This is a genomic window from Blautia parvula (assembly GCF_020215665.1).
Taxonomy (GTDB): domain Bacteria; phylum Bacillota; class Clostridia; order Lachnospirales; family Lachnospiraceae; genus Blautia; species Blautia celeris.
Genome location: NZ_CP084061.1, coordinates 4052098 through 4070230, shown reverse-complemented (window position 1 = coordinate 4070230; position 18133 = coordinate 4052098). Strand labels below are relative to the sequence as shown.

The window sequence follows — 18133 nt, the reverse complement described above, 5'->3', positions numbered from 1 at the left end:
AGAAAAGAAAAAGCAGATGGAGGAGGTGATAATAGATGCTTGATTGGATTTTTGAAGGAATCGTAACGTGGATCAGCAGCATTGTCTCGCAGATGATGGATGCGGTGTCCGGTTTGTTCCTTCAGGCACTGGGGACAGATATGACAGCAATGGAAGAATATTTCCCTTTTGTATCTAAGGCATTTACGGTCATGCAGTACACGGCATGGGCAATTCTGTTCCTTGTAACGGTATGGCAGCTTTTTCGTGTTTTTGGAGGGCCAATCACGGAGGCAGAAAATCCGTGGGTGCTTTTGGCAAGAGGTTCGATTTTTGCCTTACTGATTGGCTATGCAAAGCCGATTTTTATGATTGTGCTGGATATCGCCCGAGCGCCATATACGGCTTTGATGGAGATTACCATGTCGGCAGAGGATTTTACCTTTGTGGGTGTGGAACAGGCGCTGTCCAATGGTTTGACAACGATTGTAGCCATTGTATCGGTGGTAGGGCTGCTTCTCCTCATCATTCTGGAGATTGCCCTTGGATGGAATTATTTTCGGCTGTTGCTGGAAACCGTTGAACGCTATATTGTGGTTGGCGTACTCTGCTACACTTCCCCTCTGGCTTTTTCTATGGGTGCTTCCAAGACAACAGTGCCGGTTTTCAAGAGCTGGTGCCGTATGGTGGGATCACAGCTTTTGCTGCTGGTGATGAATGTATGGTTCCTCAGGGGCTTTAACAGCTCTATGGGGCAGTATATCGGAAATGGCGGTGCGCTTTCCACAGGTCAGGGCAGTATTTTTCTCTGGCTGTTCTGTGCGCTGGCATTTTTGAAGACGGCACAGAAGTTTGACAGTTACCTGGCGGCCATGGGGCTGAATGTGGCCCAGACCGGTTCCAGCATGGGTATGGAGCTTTTGATGGCAGCGCGGGTGATCAGCGGTGTTGGAGGTGGTGTGAAAAACGCTGGCAGTGTGTTCCATAGCGCAAGCACTGCAACTGGAACGGGTGCAGCCGCAAGCGGATTTGCTTCCGGGTTCGCATCACGCTTTAAGCCAAATTCCTTTGTCCGTGACGCAGTTGTAGATGGCGGAAGCCGTATGGGTGCCGGTGGCAGCATCGGTTTTGTCGGTCGTGCCTTTGGCGGCATAGCGGCACGTAATGGCGCTACTCTTACAGGAGACTCCATTTCTTCTGTAGCTTCAAGAAATCCCGGTGTTTCCGGGACAATTGCCGGGGAGATAGCAGACCGCAGCCTTGCGGGCTATATGCCTCAGTTGCAGGGCCAGCAGTTGAAAGACACCCAGATTACAGGTGGTCAGATCAGTACAACTTCAATTGGTGCAGATGGAAAGAGCACAGCGCTTGAAATGTATAACACATCACAGTTTGAGAAACCAGATGCACCACATTCCGTGGTTACAGCTTCCGATGGAAGCCAGTGGTACCAGATGGCAAGCGGAGCCGGGGCAGGTGCATTTTATGATGCGCCGGCATTTATGGGAAGCCCGTCAGAAGCGGCACAGGTTGCAGCGGCTTTTCCCGATGCTTCCGAGGGAACAACCCTCAGGACGGTTGGCGATGGCGTGATCGAGGCAAGCTCCGATTCTGGCAATACCATGTGGTACAACAGTGCCTACTATGATGAGCCGGATGCACCGCATACGATTATGCAGTCGGCAAACGGTGTAGACTGGTATGCTATGCAGCAGCACGCTGAAGCGCCTGCATTTGAGCAGGGCGAGGCAGCTTTTGCCTATAACCAGGCGCAGTTCCAGCAGTTTATGCCGGGATATGAACAGCAGGTATCCTCTGTGGATGGATCCGGGCGTAAGGATGGCCATTTTGAGGTCCGCCATGAAAATGGATCCGGAACCATGTTCTACGATACATCCCAGTATGCGGCTCCCCGTGGGGATTATCAGGTGTTTGAAGATGCCCGTGGAGGCCAGTGGTATGCGATTCGCGGCGAAGCCGCCGTGGAACGCAAGCCGGTGTACCAGGATGGCAAGCCGGTTTATGACGGTGACAGTGTACGGACAGTCTCTGTGGAAACTGTTCGGTATAAGAATACGCCATCACGCTTTGGAGAGCCAAAACCCCGCAATCATGGGGAAATTAAGCCGCCGAGGCGGAAACGGTAATACAATAGAATCCACGCTCTGCGAGGAATCTATTGTCATGAATAAGTGCAGGCAGCCGAATCAGGGAAAAATGCTGGTTCGGCTACTTTGCATATTTCATGTTGAAATAACACTGCTTTTTTACAGCAGTTTGATATAAGGAGGTGGACCCAATGGCTGAGCCGGAAAAACAGCAAATCGGTGATGGCTCTGATAATTATGGACAGGCAGCCGGGCAAATGGCAAAAGCAGCAAAGCAGGCAGGTCAGGAAGCAGCAAAGCAGACGGCAGCAAAAGGTGCGGAGGCTACGGCTAATGCGGCCGCTGCCACTGTAAAGGCCAGTGTGGAAGGCGGAAAGGCCGCCGCAGAAATCGCAGCCGGAACCGCTGCGGGCGGCCCTTGGGGCGCTATCCTGTCTGCAGCATGGGCAATGCGCCATACTCTTTTCAAGATACTGGTATGTATCTGTCTGTTTCTGTTATTCCTGATTACCATGATTGTTTCCCTGCCGACAATTATATCAAATAGTATTTTCGGACTGGATGGTACAAAACCGGCAGAAGGAGCAACCCTGATGTCTGCTTATACGGAGATGTCAGGCGCTGTTTCCGATGTGGTAGATGAAGGATATAACCAATCGCTTGCTTATGTGGATCAACTGATTGCAGACGGTGGGTATGACTATGACCTTTCCATGGATGCACTAGTCAACTATGCGCAGAGTTCTGCCGGGTATGATGTCTGTTACATACTGGCAGCCTATTCAGCCTCCATGCAGCAGCAAAATACGGGCAAAGACGATATGGTATCAAAGTTACGGGGCTGTGCTGGGGATATGTTTCCCGTCACATCAGAAGAAAAGCAAAAAGAGATTATCATTCCTGTTTCCTATTATACATATAAGCCGATAACGCTTACCGTAGTTACAAATAAGGTGCAGACCGGGACGATTAATGGTACGCCCCAATATCGGTATGAGACAGCATCCAAAACCTACTATCTTCCGGATGAGGCGCATAGCAGCGATACTGCTGTCACGGTGGATGCCTATAAAGAGGTAGCGGTGGATATTCCTGTTTATTCCGGTGGGAAGATTACGGGAACAACGACGGCAAGTTATTATGTGGCAAATGGGCAGGAAACTCTGACTCCAGGAACTGAGATCATCAAATATCTGGAGTGTACCATTCATCCGTTTGACAATGCAGTGATTGCCAAGGCGTTTGGTATTGATCTGAATGCAAAGTATGACCAGTTCAACCTCACTTATGGCGAGGTAATACAGAACATGGCGAATGCGTTAAAACGGACGCTATATGGCTCTGTGGGCAGTGGACAGGCAGTTCCCCTGACGGATGCCGAGCTGATCGCCTTTGTGAATCGGCAGAATTGTAATGCAACAAGAAAGCATATTCTGAGCACTGCCCTGTCACTTGTGGGCAAGGTTCCCTATTTTTGGGGTGGTAAATCAGCGCCCGGCTGGAATGATGAATGGAATACGCCAAAGCTGGTAACAGCTGCAGGATCTTCTACGACAGGAACAATACGCCCATACGGGCTTGACTGTTCAGGCTTCAGCACATGGGTATTTAATACTGCTGTGGGTGTAGATATTGGCGCTGGAACTTCCGGACAGTACCCAAATAGCGTTGCAGTATCAGCAAGTGAGTTACTTCCTGGTGATTTGGGCTTTTTGGCAGAATCCGATGGAAGCGGATGGAACCATGTGCTGATTTTTGCGGGGTATGGCGAAAACGGAGAACGAATGTGGGTGCATTCTTCTGGCGGGCAGGGTGTAATCTTAAATTCGCCCAGCTATGAAGCATCACTATCGTTGCGGCGTCCCAAAAATGTGGATTTTAATGCACCGGTGCCAGGGGATACGTTGGGAACACCCATTTCTACTTTAGAAGTGGATGTTACTCATTACTGTGCATGTGCAAAATGCTGCGGCAGCAATGCAGATGGAATCACTGCCAGCGGTAAACAGGCGGCCCGCGGCATGGTGGCAATGTCAAGCCATTATCCGTTTGGCACACAGATCATGATAAACGGGACCATGTATACCGTAGAAGACCGCGGTGGTTCGGGTATTGAGAATGACATCCACCGTGTGGATATTTTTGTGCCAGACCATAACGAAGCACTGCGTTTGGGCAGATACAAGACAACAGCTACGATTTACAGAATAGGCAGGTGAGAAATTTTGGATGAGAAGGAGTACAGCAATATTTATGCCATACCGGCGAACTACACAGATTCCGGTAAGATTTTGGGCGGAATGCTGGAGCCAAGGAATGCAGTAGAGACAGGGATATTATTGATCGTTTTGGGGTATCCGGAATTGATGTTGATACCCATGTCCGGAACGATCCGCATCGTCGTTATGACGCTGACGCTTTTACCGCTTGCTGTTGTTTCCATGATGGGTATTGACGGCGATTCGCTGTTTCAGTATATAGGACACATCATACGGTATTTTGCAAGCAGGAGAAAATTACATTACAGAAGGGTGGGATATAGATATGACCCAAAGCAGCTCCGAAAAAAGAAAAAAGGCAGCTCGGCAAAGAAAAAGGGCAAAAAAACCGGAAAAGCTGGAGTTCGTTCAGGACTTCATTCCGATTAAGAGCCTCCAGCACGGTATTATTGAGACGACCGATGGGAGATACATTCGGATTCTTGAAATTGAGCCGATAAACTTTATGCTGCGTTCCGGAGAAGAACAGTTTAATATCATATCGTCTTTTGCCAGCTGGCTGAAAATCTCTCCTATGCGGCTTCAGTTTAAAAGTATTACCAGAAAAGCAGACTCGGATAAGCATGTTGCCATGATTCATGATGAACTGGAAGCCGAGGAAAGCGAAGAATGCCGACATCTTGGAGAGGGCTATATCCGCCTGATCAAGGATGTGGGAAGCAGGGAAGCGCTTACAAGGCGCTTCTTTTTAATTTTCCAATATGAAGAGGTTCGCCGTGGCGATGGGGATGATTTTTCCCAGATTTATGGCATGATGCAGACAGCAGAGCAAAATGCCCGTGCTTATTTTCTGCAGTGCGGGAATACCATTCTCCAGCCGAAAGACCCAGATGAGGCAACGGCAGAGATTTTATATATGTTCTTTAACCGCCGCTCCTGCGTGGATGAGCCGTTCTCATCCCGTGTGAACCGTGTGGTCGTGGATACAATGGCAGCAAAAGACAAGGTCATCGGTGTGGACCCCATCCCGCCGATCCGCATGGCGCATTTTTTGTCCCCACGCGGCATTGACCTGACCCATCACAACTATGTCGTGATGGACGGGCTTTATTATTCCTTCCTGTTCATAAAAGGAAATGGGTATCCGGGTATGGTACGGGCGGGGTGGATGTCGTCGCTCATCAATGCCGGAGACGGGATTGACATAGATATACAGCTGAGGCGGGAGAACCGGAGCAAGACCATTGACAAGGTGGCACAGCGTATCCGCTTAAACCGCACAAAACTGAAAAGTATGCAGGACACCAGCACTGACTATGAGGAATTGACCAATTCCATACAGGCCGGATACTTCATTAAGTATGGAATTGCCAATAACAATGAGGATTTGTTCTATATGTCCGTGTTCGTCACGGTTTCTGCCAAAGGCTATGAAGAGTTGATGTGGCGCAAACAGCAGATCGTGGATATGTTAAAGTCCATGGATATGTATGTAAGCGATTGCCGTTTTCAGCAGGAAGCGGCGCTGCGGTCTGTGATGCCGTTTTTAAAGATTGAGTCATCACTGGAAAAGAAATCAAGGAGGAACGTGCTGACCAGCGGCGCAGCCTCTGCCTATATGTTTACTTCTTTTGAAATGTCGGACGATACAGGCGTGTTGCTTGGTATTAACCGACACAATAATTCACTGTGTATCGTGGATCTGTTCAATACGAAGAAAAACAAGAACGCCAACCTGAACCTTTTAGGCACCAGCGGTGCAGGCAAGACCTTTACCATGCAGCTTTTGGCGCTGCGCATGAGAATGAGAGGGATCCAGTGTTTTATCCTGGCTCCCATCAAGGGACACGAGTTCCGCAGAGCCTGCAAGAAGATCGGCGGCGAGTTCATCAAGATTGCTCCCGGTTCCCCGCACTGCATCAACATCATGGAGATCCGGCATACCATCTCTCCGGAGATGGAGCTGATTGACGAGATTGACTACAGCGAAATGGATTCCATGCTGGCTCGTAAGATTCAGCAGCTGATGACGTTCTTCTCCCTGCTGATTCCGGATATGTCCAATGAGGAAGAGCAGATGTTGGACGAGGCTTTGATTCAGACTTATGCAAAGTTCGGAATCACACATGACAATGATTCGCTGTATGTAAGCCGCAGCGTCTCCCCGCCGAAGATGAAAAAAATGCCGATTATCGGGGATCTTCATGAGGAATTACTGAAAAATCCCATGACGAAGCGCATTGCTATTATCATCAGCCGCTTTGTAACAGGTTCTGCTCAGAGTTTCAACCAACAGACCAATGTGGACCTGTCCAATAAATATATCGTACTTGACCTTTCGGAATTGAAAGGCAAATTACTTCCGGTCGGAATGTTCATAGCATTGGATTACGTCTGGGATACGGTCAAGGCAGACCGTACCAAAAAGAAAGCCATTATGATTGATGAGATATGGCAGCTGATCGGCGCCAGTTCCAACCGGATGGCGGCAGAGTTCTGCTTAACCATCTTCAAAACCATCAGGGGCTTTGGTGGCGCCGCCGTCTCCGCAACACAAGACCTGTCCGATTTCTTCGGTTTGGAGGATGGCAAGTATGGACGTGCGATTATCAATAACAGCAAGAATAAGATTATACTGAATCTTGAGCCGGATGAAGCAAAATATGTGCAAGAAGTGCTGAAACTGACCAAAACAGAGATCCGTTCTGTTACCCGGTTTGAGAGGGGCGAAGCATTGGTCTGCTCCAACAATAACAAAGTTCCTGTTGTAATCAAGGCTTCCAAAGAGGAGCAAGAAATGATTACGACCGACCGGGCTGAGTTGGAGGCGCTTTTAAAGGAACGCCAGCAGGAACAAACGCATTCTGCGTAGAATACGCATTTTATGAAAAATACGCACAAAAAGGAGGTGTTGCCTATGCTGCTGCAAGATGAGCAGTATGTTGTAAAGTGGCTCTCACAGTACGGAGCCCTGCCGAAAACCCAGATTACACGAATGCTGCAAAAACCAGCCCAGACCGCAGATAAAATCTTGCGGAACTTGAAGAAGCAGATGCGGATTGCGGATGTGTCGAGCGGCTATTACATTGGGCTGGATGCGATGGATAAACCGGATCAGCGAACCATTCTTGCCGTATGGGTTCTTCTGAAATACATTGATTATGTTGACCCGATGGCACATTATCCGGCGGTTTATCCATCTCAGCTTTTTTTCTTAAAGGAGAATATCGGTTACGAAATCGTGGTGTTATATGAAGGCGAGCAGAATCTTTTGAAACTGCTCCAACCTCAGGAGGATTTGAAGTATATTATTGTTCTTCCCCGTATCTCTATGGCATACGGGATGTGGCTTCCCCATGCCCCCTGCCTGTTCGCGACTGTTGACTTTCAGGGGGATGAGGAGCCAGGGGTTACTTTCTATTCAGAGGAGGCAGTGAGCGATGACAAAATTTCAGGACACGATGGGTAAAATCAGGAGGTTGGAAAAACGATTGCAGGAGCAGCTTGCTTCTACACAATGGTTTTGTGAAAATGGGAGCATCTATGAAGTTTATCTGCATTCGCTTAACCTGGAAGAAACAGCGGAGAGGCTGGTGCTTTTGACGCGGGTACTTCCCGCTTATACCGGTGTGCCGAATGCAAAGCTTGAGGTAGAACGTCGGATAAAGGATTGTATACCCGTAGAAATCGGTTTTACAGCGGAGGATTGGTTTTGTCTCCGTATCCCGGCATTGCTTCCGAAAAAGGCAGGAGGGTCAGCGGATTATGTCCGCTCTTTTTTATACCCTGCTATGCGTGCTTTTTTTGAAAAGCAACCGCCTGTGCGGTATTGGGACTGTATCCTGATTTACCGACATGTATATGACAAAGCCAGACCCGAAAGAAAAAGGCGGGATCATGATAACATTGAAATCAATATGGTTTCGGATATCGTAGCCATGTATGTGATGACGGACGATGGCCCATCGGTTTGCTCTCATTATTACTGCAGCGCAGAAGGGCCGGCGGACCGGACTGAGGTTTATGTAGTGCCAAAATGGGACTTCCCCATTTGGCTGGTAAAGGAAACCAGGATGCCGGATGAGGGGGTGCCACTCTATGAAAAAAGGAAAATTTAGCCGTAAAAATATATGTAAAAACGAGGCTTTTCGGGCGGAGAAAAAATACATATCTTCCGAAAGGGCAAAAAAGCCCAGTATAGTAGCGGTTTGGGGGCGTATTTATGCCGGGAATTCCGACAAAGAGAGCAGTCATGTTGTCGGAAAATGCTTATGAGCGGAGGTGAGGGTTTATGGTTCATTTCCGCCCGGGCAGTCAGGTCTGGCAGCTCATCACGCTCCTTTCATTTGTGGGGGAGTTCCCATTCAAAAGCCTCTCTCTGCTTGGGAGTGAACGGGTCTATAAGGCTCTTATTTCCAGACTGACTACGCTTCAGACGATTCGCAATTTCAATTCCAGGGACGAAATCACCTGCCGCCTCCTGACCATATCCGGAAAAGGGGCAGGAAAAACCATCCGGCTCTACAAGGGTGCGCTTCCCATACTGGAATGGCTGCATCCGGGGGTGCAGGGATATTACATGGACGCATTCTGGGGACACCGCTTTCCAGGAGACGCATCACACCGGGACAGGAACCACCGGGTTGCGGAAGCTGCGGCGATGTTCATGAAAGCCGGTATGGAGGCAAGGCCGTATCTTCTCTCCAGACTTCAGAACCGGGAGATTCTGCGGGTTGTGCCTGGTACGCCCTGTTTTTATCTGGCAAAGGATCTGAAGAAAGTTGGGGAAGCGGAGATGAACAAGACCATGTTTACCCGCATGACCGGCGCATTATTTTCTTCCGGCAAATGTTATGCCGTTTATAATACAAGGGATGCCGTGATGAAGTGGAGCGGCATGGGGGAATATAAGGCCCTCCACAGTCTGATCGAGCTGGCACGATTGAATGCCGGCATTTCACAGGTGGATTCAGCGATACTGTTTGGCCAGTCTGGAGAGACAGCCCTGCGAACTCTGTTAGAATCAGACAAGACCAGACGGTTGGAGTTTCGATTTGATTCCATTTACCGCCACATCCACTTTATCCCCATGAACGGGGACGGTATCCGGCAGCTGCGCCTTTTTTCTGTGCCAGACTGGAAAGCGCAGCTTCTTGAACTTTTATTTGAGTCCGAGGTTAGATCCTATGACCGAGGGCTTTTTGAATACGACGCCTGTGTGGACGGCGTAAATATCTTATCGCATCTGGATGGGGACATTGCAAGACTCATTCGCTTTCGGGAAGCAATTGAAAACCGAACCGGACGATTTGAGGTTCTATGCTTCCCCCACCAGACGCACTTCCTCCGGGAATACTTGGGCGGGCTTGCCGGCATCAAAACCATCGGAATGGACTCGGTGGAAGCGGAGCTTTGCCCAGAGAGGAGGAATTTGTTTGAAAGATAAAAAAAGGGCGGTCGGTATTACCATGGCTGTCATACTGGGATGCGCAGCGTTTTTCTATCTTGGCGGGATGCTTGGCCAATTGTTTTCAAACTACGCAGCATGGATGCAGGCGGATGGGCTTGCCGGTGAGGCAGCCATGAAACCAGTCAGCTGGAACCCTGTGGTGTGCTTCCCGATGGCGTTTACCCCAGACGGGCTGAAAGGAATGCTTGGTCTTTTAGCTATTGGCGGAGGAGTCTTTGCTTATATCAAGCTTCATGATAAGTTTGACGGAAAAAGTTATGACCCCAGAGGTTTCACCAAAAGCAAGACCGGGATTTACGGAACCGCCTCATGGATGGAAGAAAAAGAAATGCACGAGGTGCTGGAGGTGTCTTCCGTCGATAAAGCCGAAGGAACGATTCTTGGTGAGTATAAAGGAAAAGCGGTCTGTATGCCCAAAGACACCAGACTCAACCGGCACATCGCCATATTCGGTGCATCGGGTACCATGAAATCACGTGCGATCATCCGGAATTCATTATTCCAGGCATTAAAGCGTGGTGAGTCTGTGATTATCACCGACAGTAAAGCGGAATTGTATGCCGATACGGCAGAAATGTACCGGCAGGCAGGCTACGAGGTAAAGATCTTTAACCTGGTCACGCCTGAGCATGGGGATTCGTGGAACTGCATGTCAGACTTAAACGGAGACACGCTGATGGCTCAGGTGCTCACGAACGTCATCATCGGCAATACCAGTTCCGGTAAAGGCGACCATTTTTGGGACAATGGCGAAGGAAACCTGTTAAAGTCTTTGATTCTTCTGGTAGATCAGGACAGAACCCGCAGTTCTGACATGAAGCACCTTACTGCAGTCTATCAGCTCCTGACCCAGAACAGCGAGCGGCAGCTGACGGCAATGTTCGACAAGCTTCCGCTTGATCATCCGGCAAGGGCGCCTTTTAATTTATTCGCCCAGTCCAGCGACACCGTAAAATCGGGAATTATTTTAGGACTTGGCACACGGCTGCAGGTGCTGCAAAACCAGGCGGTGCAGCGGATTACAAGCCAGTCTGACATTGATCTGACATCGCCCGCCAGACACAAATGCGCATATTATATTGTCCTGAGCGATCAGGATGCCACCATGGCATTCCTGTCATCGCTCTTTTTTTCGTTCATGTTCATCAAACTCACCCGGTATGCGGACAGCCGGCCAAACGGCCGCTGCGATGTGCCCGTAAATCTAATTCTGGATGAGTTTAACAATGTTGGCCGCATCGGCGGTGCAGAAGACGGGTCGGATTTTGCCCGTTCCCTTTCGGTGGTGCGTTCCAGGGACATTCGTGTGATGCTGGCAGTGCAGAGCCTGGGCCAGCTGCAGAATCGGTATCCCAATAACCTGTGGGCCGAGATTATCGGCAACTGCGATATCCAACTGATGTTGGGATGTACCGACGAGGTTACGGCTGAGTATATCTCGGCAAGATCAGGGGATATGTCCGTACAGGTAAATTCTACTATGACAGTGCGGCAAACCATTGCAATCGCTCAGGTCATTCCCCAGTATCGTCATACTGAGGGACAGGGACGGAGAAGACTTCTGACTCCGGATGAGGTCCTGCGGCTTCCAAACGAAGAAATGCTCTGCGTCATACGAGGCTGTAACCTCTTGAAGCTCACAAAACTGGATTTTACAAAACATCCCATGTCGAAGCAGATTGTGAGGACATCCATCATGGATTACCAGCCGGCAACAATATTTACGGCACCGATACTCAGCGAACCTGTCCCAGTGACAGAGCCGGAGAAAAAGCCGGCACGCAAAAAAAGTCTTTACAGCTCGGCAAAACCGCCGGCTGAATTTTAAATTTACAGGAGGTACGAACTATGGCAACTAAAAAACAAGAAACGCTTCCCGAGGAGGAAATTCTGCAGGAAGCAGTTCTCCAGACTGATGTGAATCCGGAGCTTGCGGAGATGCCCCAGCCAGAAAACGACTCCCCGGATGCGGAACCATCCCAGACTGACCCGGAGGATTCCCTGGAGGGGGCCCCTTCAGAAGAATTCACGGATCCAAGACCTGAAGAAGAGCCTGACTCCCAGACTGATATGGAAACAAATGATGGGAAGCCGCCTTCGGAGCCCGAAGAAAAAATATCTTCCCAGACCGACACGGATTCCGCCGGAGGTGATGACTCTTCAGGAAACGCGTTAGGCGAAGAATCCCCGAAAGAGGAACCGCCCCAGACTGAGCCGGAAAAGGTGAAAAAACCCCGCGGGCGTAGGAAGACCCAGGAAAATCCATCCCAGTCTGACACAGAAGCGGATTCAGGGGAAAAGAATGCATCCGACGACGTCGAAAAGGCGCCTAAGCCTAAAAGAAAGCGTGCGTCTGCCAGACCGGTTTCGCCGGTGCTGGCCATTGATGACCAGCTCAGTGTCGAGACAGATGCAGAAAAAGCCAAGAACGATTTGTTGGATTTACTGGAGTCCCAGAAAACCGGCCGCATTCTGACCGGAACCATCCAGGGTGTGGAGCGCCCCGAGGACAATCCCTCCCGTTCTTTCGCAGTCATTTACCACGGTGAGTTCAAAGTCATCATTCCTGCAGAGGAAGCGGTGGAGTCGCCAGCGGATTATCGCGGCAGGCTTCCGGAGGACGTGCTGCATTATTTGCTTACCAAGCGTCTGGGTGCTGAAGTAGATTATATCGTCAAAGGCATTGACCCAGCATCCGGTATTGCAGCGGCGAGCCGTCTGGATGCGATGAAGGCAAAACGTAAGCAGTATTATCTGGGTACGGACAGGGATGGGAATAACCTGCTCTACTCAGGCGTGTGCGCAGAAGCCAGAATCGTGTCGGTGATCCGTGCGGGCATTTTCGTGGACCTGTTCGGTCTGGAGATTTATATCCCGCTCAGAGAACTCAGTTACCAGAGATGGATGGACGCAGCGGCGCATTTTCAGCCCGGGCAGAGAATCCTGGTAAAGGTGCTGGAGGTGGACCGCAGTGACCGGAACCATATCAAGGCGACAGCTTCGGTCAAGCAATCCGGTGAGAATCCGTATGAGAAAGCACTGCGCAGATACTCTGTCGGCAACCGCTATGTGGGTACAGTTAGCATGGTGGACACCAACGGCGTATTTGTGGCGTTGGACGGAGGTATCGACTGTTTGTGCAGTTATCCCAAGCGTGGCCGCCCGCCCAGAGGTTCGAGAGTAACCGTCAGAATACTGGGAATCAACCATGACTCCAACAGGATCTGGGGCGCCATCACGCATATTGCTGCACCCAGATAATATATGAAACTCAATCTGAGAGAAGGGAGGAACTCCATGAACCATTGTGATCTCAGCCAGGCTGAGCAGAAGAAGCGCAGAGAGATTGCCGAGCATACCCGAAAGATGATCCTGTCTGAACTTAAAATCGAAAGTCAGGATGACATATCCCTGATGGCAGGATACCGGGATTATTATCTGCAGATTTCATTTTCTGAGCTTCATCCGCTTTTGGTGTTCTGCCTGGCCAAGGCACTTGAGAAGCCGAGCACTGCCAGACAGAGGCAAATGACAAACGAACTGAATCTGCACAGCATTCTCGGCAGCCATGCCATCAATGATGAGGTCGGGTGCTATTCTTACCGTGCCACCCAGTGGCTTGATGCAGAACTGGGTGCACCACGTTTTTTTGAGATACTTGACCGGTGCGTCGATGAGGCAGACCGTGGATATGGAAAATTAACAGCATAACCAGTATAGAGGCAGGATCCCCGGTTTAGCTTCCGGGGTTTTTATTTTTGCCATAGGTTAATTATCAAAATCAGGAGGAAACGTATGAAATTTAAAAGAATGTTTAGGAAGGCCGCAGCTATGCTGCTTGCCATGGTCACAGCTTTTTCTGTGATACCGATCCAGAATGTATTTGCTGCCACAGGCGATGCGGCGGTGATTACATTTTCTTATACTTATGATTCTAATGGCAATGCGATGCATTACAATTCCGGCGCCGTCATCAATGGATATACTGCCGGAGGCCAGGGAAAGTATAAATATAGGATGTTTGTTGACGGCGATACTGGCTTTTGTATCCAGCCCGGTGTTCCGTTGCATACAGGGGACACCCTGAAAGAGGCATCGTCAAAAACATGGGATGCCCTTTCCAATGCCCAACAGAAAGCAGTCGGAATGGCGCTTCTGTATGGGTACCAGGGAAACAGGGGCAATCTTTCCGGTAGTGATGATGAGAAATGGCTTGCTACACAGACGTTGGTATGGGAGTTCGTTACGGGATGCCGTGAAGCCACAGGTTCCTACAAACAGACCAGCTCCACGGTGTACAACCTTCATTTTGGATCCAATTATCCCAACAGTGGTGCAAGGGCGGCTTATGACCAAATTGTATCCCTACTGACAAAACATAACACGATTCCAAGTTTTATGTCAGGCTCAACAAACGGGGTGACGAAGGAATTAAAATATTCTAACGGGAAATATACGTTAACATTAACGGACAGTAACGGTGTGTTAAGCGATTACAACTTTTCTTCGTCTAATTCTTCCGTAAAAATATCCAAGTCCGGGAATCAGCTGGAGATTACCTCGGCACAGGCATTTAAGGGCAGCGTCCGCATTTCGGCAACCAGAAACAATGTGCCGTCAGTAAGCGAAAGTGCGAAATTGATTGCTTATGGAGACGATGCTCTTCAGGATGTTGTGACCGGTGTGGAGAAGGCCAATCCGGTAAATGCCTATCTGAATGTGGAAACACCTGTTGGAACGATGAGCTTGAAAAAGACCTCGGAAGACGGAGTCGTGGGCGGCATCCAGTTTACCATTACTGGAAATAATTATAATAAGACCGTGACAACACAGGAAGATGGTACCATTACTGTCGAGGGCATGTTCCCAGGTACTTATACGGTAACTGAGGCTGGTTATGATCGATATGAGCCTCAAAAGAGTCAAACGATTACCATTGTCGGAGGAAAGACGACGACGGTAACGTTCGACAATAAACTGAAACGGGGAAAGCTGGAAGTGACAAAAACGTCTGAAGACGGCCTCGTAGAGGGAGTTACCTTCCGGTTATCGGGTACTTCCCTTGCAGGACTTGCCGTAGATGAGTATGCAGTCACAGATTCATCTGGTGTAGCCAGGTTTGAAAATGTACTGATCAGTGGTACAGAGCCCTATACACTGGAAGAAACTGACACGGCAGTGCGATACGTGATTCCTGCAAACCAGACGGCGCAGATAGAATGGAATAAAGTAACAAAGTGCAGTTTTGAAAACATCCTCAAGAAGTTCCGTGTGGAAGTGAATAAAAAGGATCGCGTAACAGGCTATGCTCAGGGTGATGCAAGTCTGGCAGGAGCAGTGTATGGTTTGTATCAGGGTGATACATTGGTTGCTTCATATACAACGGATGCCGAAGGTTCCTTTATCAGTGATTATTTTATCAGTGATTCCGATTGGACGTTGAGAGAAATCAGTCCTTCGGAAGGATATCTTTTAGACGAGTCCGTTTACACTATCCCTGCAGAACCCGGTAATTTTGAGATAGAGCTGAATCAAATTCCCATAAGTGTTACTGAGCAGGTCATCATGGGCCGCATCCGTCTGATCAAGCATATTGACAAAGAGCAGGATGATATTGAGAATGTTCAGGAAGCGAAAATAGCAAAGGAAACTGAGGATCCATCTGCTTTGGGCGGGCAGGCAGCGGAACTACTCATGCTTGCAGCAGAAAGTAGCAGCAATGCCCAGAAGGATGCCGGTAGCAGCGATGCCCGGACTGAGTCTGAAATTGCAGAAACTGAAGAAAACGGCGGTAATGTAACAGAAGAACCAAAAGATGCTGCAGTAAGCGACGGTGATAGCCAAACGGAACCGGAGACAGAAGCAGTTCCAGAGGAGCCAGAAACCGAAGCAGTTCCAGAGGAGCCAGAAACCGAAGAGACAGTTCCGTCCGAAACAGAGCCTGAAAAAGATAAATATGAACCCACTCCGATTCCAGAAGAGGAAATTGAAGCACCCGGACATGAGGGCATCATTGAACAGCCAGAGGAAGGTGCCAAGTTCCAGATCTATCTTGCCAGTGCAGGCAGCTTTGACAATGCCCGCGAGGCAGAGCGTGACATCCTGACAACAGACGCAGATGGGTTTACTGTTTCCAAGGATATGCCCTACGGCAGGTACATCGTCCATCAGATTGAGGGCATGGAAGGTCAGGCATTTGTCCCGGATTTCACTGTGTACATCCATGAAAATGACCAGACGTATTCCTATATTCTGAACAACCTGACCCAGTCCAGTTTTATCCGTGTGGAAAAACACGATGCAGAAACCGGGAAAATCATCCCTGCCGCCGGCGTTGGGTTTCAGGTGCGCGACCTTTCTACAGGAGAAAAGATTTCGCAGAATATTTATTATCCGACCCCTGTTGTAATTGATACGTTTTTTACCAATGACGAAGGCTGGCTGATGCTTCCCTGCGAGCTCCCCTACGGCCGGTATGAGTTGATAGAGGTAGAAACGTGTTACGGTTATGTGCTGAGCAGCGAACCCGTGTCCTTTGAGGTGGATGGAAGCCAGAACGTGGTAGTGGTAGAAAAACACAACATGCCGCAGAAGGGCAAAATCCATATCACCAAGAGTGGCGAGATTTTTTCCACAGTTCTGGTGGAGGAAAACAAAGGATTTTCTGACCGCTATACTCCGGTTTATGAAACCTGCGGACTGAAAGGTGCAGTTTATGAAATCCGCGCAGCAGAAGACATTTATACGCCAGATGGTACGCTCCGAGCAGAAAAGGGTTCGGTGGTTGATACCATTACAACGGATGACAGTGGGAAAGCATCCAGTACCCTTTTATATTTGGGAAAATATGAAATTTCGGAAGCCCAGTCACCGTTTGGAATGGTTCTGAATACAAAATCCCAGTTAGTGGAGCTGGTCTATGCCGGACAGGAAGTCGAAGTGACAGAAACCTCAGCCAGCTTTTATAATGAACGTCAGAAGGTACTGATCAGCTTGGAAAAAGTGATGGAACAGGATAAGCAGTTCGGTATTGGTATGAACGGTGAAGTTCACAGCGTTATTTTTGGACTATATGCAGCGGAGGATATTTCTGCGGCAGATGGAACGGTCATTCCGGCTGATGGGTTAATCGAAATACTGGAGGTTCAGGAGGATGGAACCGCCGCAGCACAGACGGATCTGCCGTTTGGTAGTTACTACCTGCGCGAAGACGGTACGGATCCACATTATCTGCCAACCGACAAAAAGTATCCTGTAGTATTTGAGTACGCCGGGCAGGAAACAGCATTGGTACAGCTTCCGGCTAATGATGGAGCAGCCATTGAAAACACTTTAAAATATGGCTCCATTTCCGGTAAAAAGCTGGATGAAGACGGCAATGCATTGGCAGGAGCGAAAATTGGTCTGTTTGCGGAGTCAACAAAAGAGTTTGTGGAAAAAAATGCAATTCTGGTGACTACATCTGCTGAAGATGGCAGCTTCAATTTTGAGAAGGTGCCATACGGATCATGGATCGTGTGTGAAATAGAACAGCCGGCAGGTTTTGTCCTATCTGAGGAGCCCATCCCTGTTGAAATTAAGAAGGATGGACAGGTTGTCGAATTGGAAATTACTAACAAGTTTATCATGGGTAGTATTCATTTGACAAAATATGATGCAGATTATCCGGACCATAAGTTATCAGGCGCCGAGTTTGAGGTTTACCTTGACAGCAATGGCAATAAAAAGCTTGATGATGAAGATGAGCTGCTTGGTACAATGGATGAAACAGAGCCTGGTGAATATGAAATGGCTGATTTGCGTTTCAATGGCTATCTCGTAAAAGAATCGAAGGCCCCGGAAGGTTTCTATTTGGACGAGGGGGTCTACTATGTCAGCATAGATACAGACGGTAAAGTCTATGAGGTGGAGAACGAAGCTGGCAAAGGATTCCTGAACCAGGCCAAAAAAGGCAATCTGAAGATTATCAAAACATCCAGCGATGGGGTGGTTGAGGGCTTCAGTTTCCATATTGTTGGTGATGACTACGATAAGACGTTCAAGACGGATTCTAGCGGGGAAATTTATATAGAGGAGCTTCGAATCGGAAAATATACGATCACCGAGGTGGAAGACAGCCTCAGTGCTGGGTACAAGCGTCCTGCACCTGTAGTAGTTGAACTGGTAGCAGATGAGACACTGACCGTCAATGTCCATAATGATAAAGTGACGGTTGATGTGCCAAAGACAGGCGATAACTTCAATCCGTGGATTTGGGTTGGCCTGGTTGCAGCCAGCACCGTTGGACTTGGTGCAAGCATCTTCTGGGCAAAAAAGCGCAGAAAGAAAACGGCAGAGACAGCAGAGTAAGAATATGT

The 18133-nt window shown here is 49.0% G+C and carries 12 protein-coding genes; all 12 read left to right on the top strand.

Features of this window, described 5'->3' with window-relative positions:
• The first annotated feature begins 35 nt into the window (after positions 1-35).
• The 12 genes from LC508_RS18890 to LC508_RS18835 all read left to right on the top strand — a co-directional run bounded on the left by LC508_RS18890 (position 36) and on the right by LC508_RS18835 (position 18125).
• Complete coding sequence (locus LC508_RS18890; protein ID WP_028527765.1) at positions 36-2126, top strand: hypothetical protein; 2091 nt, start codon at positions 36-38, stop codon at positions 2124-2126.
• A 152-nt stretch (positions 2127-2278) separates the two neighbouring features.
• The gene (locus LC508_RS18885) at positions 2279-4306 is read left to right on the top strand and encodes a C40 family peptidase (RefSeq protein ID WP_023043238.1); all 2028 of its coding nucleotides are present in this window, start codon (positions 2279-2281) and stop codon (positions 4304-4306) included.
• Positions 4307-4312: 6 nt separating this feature from the next.
• Positions 4313-4735: a hypothetical protein gene (locus LC508_RS18880; RefSeq protein WP_028527766.1), complete on the top strand. Its 423-nt coding sequence runs from the start codon at positions 4313-4315 to the stop codon at positions 4733-4735.
• Positions 4736-4811: 76 nt separating this feature from the next.
• The gene (locus LC508_RS18875; RefSeq protein ID WP_225305226.1) at positions 4812-7178 is read left to right on the top strand and encodes a VirB4 family type IV secretion system protein; all 2367 of its coding nucleotides are present in this window, start codon (positions 4812-4814) and stop codon (positions 7176-7178) included.
• A 45-nt stretch (positions 7179-7223) separates the two neighbouring features.
• Positions 7224-7775: a DUF5697 family protein gene (locus LC508_RS18870; RefSeq protein WP_023043236.1), complete on the top strand. Its 552-nt coding sequence runs from the start codon at positions 7224-7226 to the stop codon at positions 7773-7775.
• Positions 7747-8424, top strand: coding sequence for a DUF6100 family protein (locus LC508_RS18865; protein WP_028527768.1), 678 nt, complete (start codon positions 7747-7749; stop codon positions 8422-8424). The genes LC508_RS18870 and LC508_RS18865 overlap by 29 nt, the downstream gene beginning before the upstream one ends.
• On the top strand, positions 8405-8581 hold the full coding sequence (locus tag LC508_RS18860; protein ID WP_023043234.1) for a hypothetical protein: 177 nt from the start codon (positions 8405-8407) through the stop codon (positions 8579-8581). Before LC508_RS18865 ends, LC508_RS18860 begins: the two co-directional genes overlap by 20 nt.
• A gap of 16 nt (positions 8582-8597) precedes the next feature.
• Positions 8598-9752 (top strand): hypothetical protein, encoded by a 1155-nt coding sequence (locus tag LC508_RS18855; protein WP_028527769.1) that lies wholly within the window; start codon positions 8598-8600, stop codon positions 9750-9752.
• Positions 9742-11604, top strand: coding sequence for a VirD4-like conjugal transfer protein, CD1115 family (locus LC508_RS18850; RefSeq protein ID WP_049898045.1), 1863 nt, complete (start codon positions 9742-9744; stop codon positions 11602-11604). Before LC508_RS18855 ends, LC508_RS18850 begins: the two co-directional genes overlap by 11 nt.
• A gap of 20 nt (positions 11605-11624) precedes the next feature.
• On the top strand, positions 11625-13037 hold the full coding sequence (locus LC508_RS18845; protein WP_103732473.1) for a S1 RNA-binding domain-containing protein: 1413 nt from the start codon (positions 11625-11627) through the stop codon (positions 13035-13037).
• A 36-nt stretch (positions 13038-13073) separates the two neighbouring features.
• Positions 13074-13487 carry a hypothetical protein gene (locus tag LC508_RS18840; RefSeq protein WP_028527771.1) on the top strand — a complete coding sequence of 138 codons (414 nt, stop codon included), beginning with the start codon at positions 13074-13076 and terminating at the stop codon, positions 13485-13487.
• An 84-nt stretch (positions 13488-13571) separates the two neighbouring features.
• Complete coding sequence (locus tag LC508_RS18835; protein ID WP_044983023.1) at positions 13572-18125, top strand: SpaA isopeptide-forming pilin-related protein; 4554 nt, start codon at positions 13572-13574, stop codon at positions 18123-18125.
• The last annotated feature ends 8 nt before the right edge of the window (positions 18126-18133 follow it).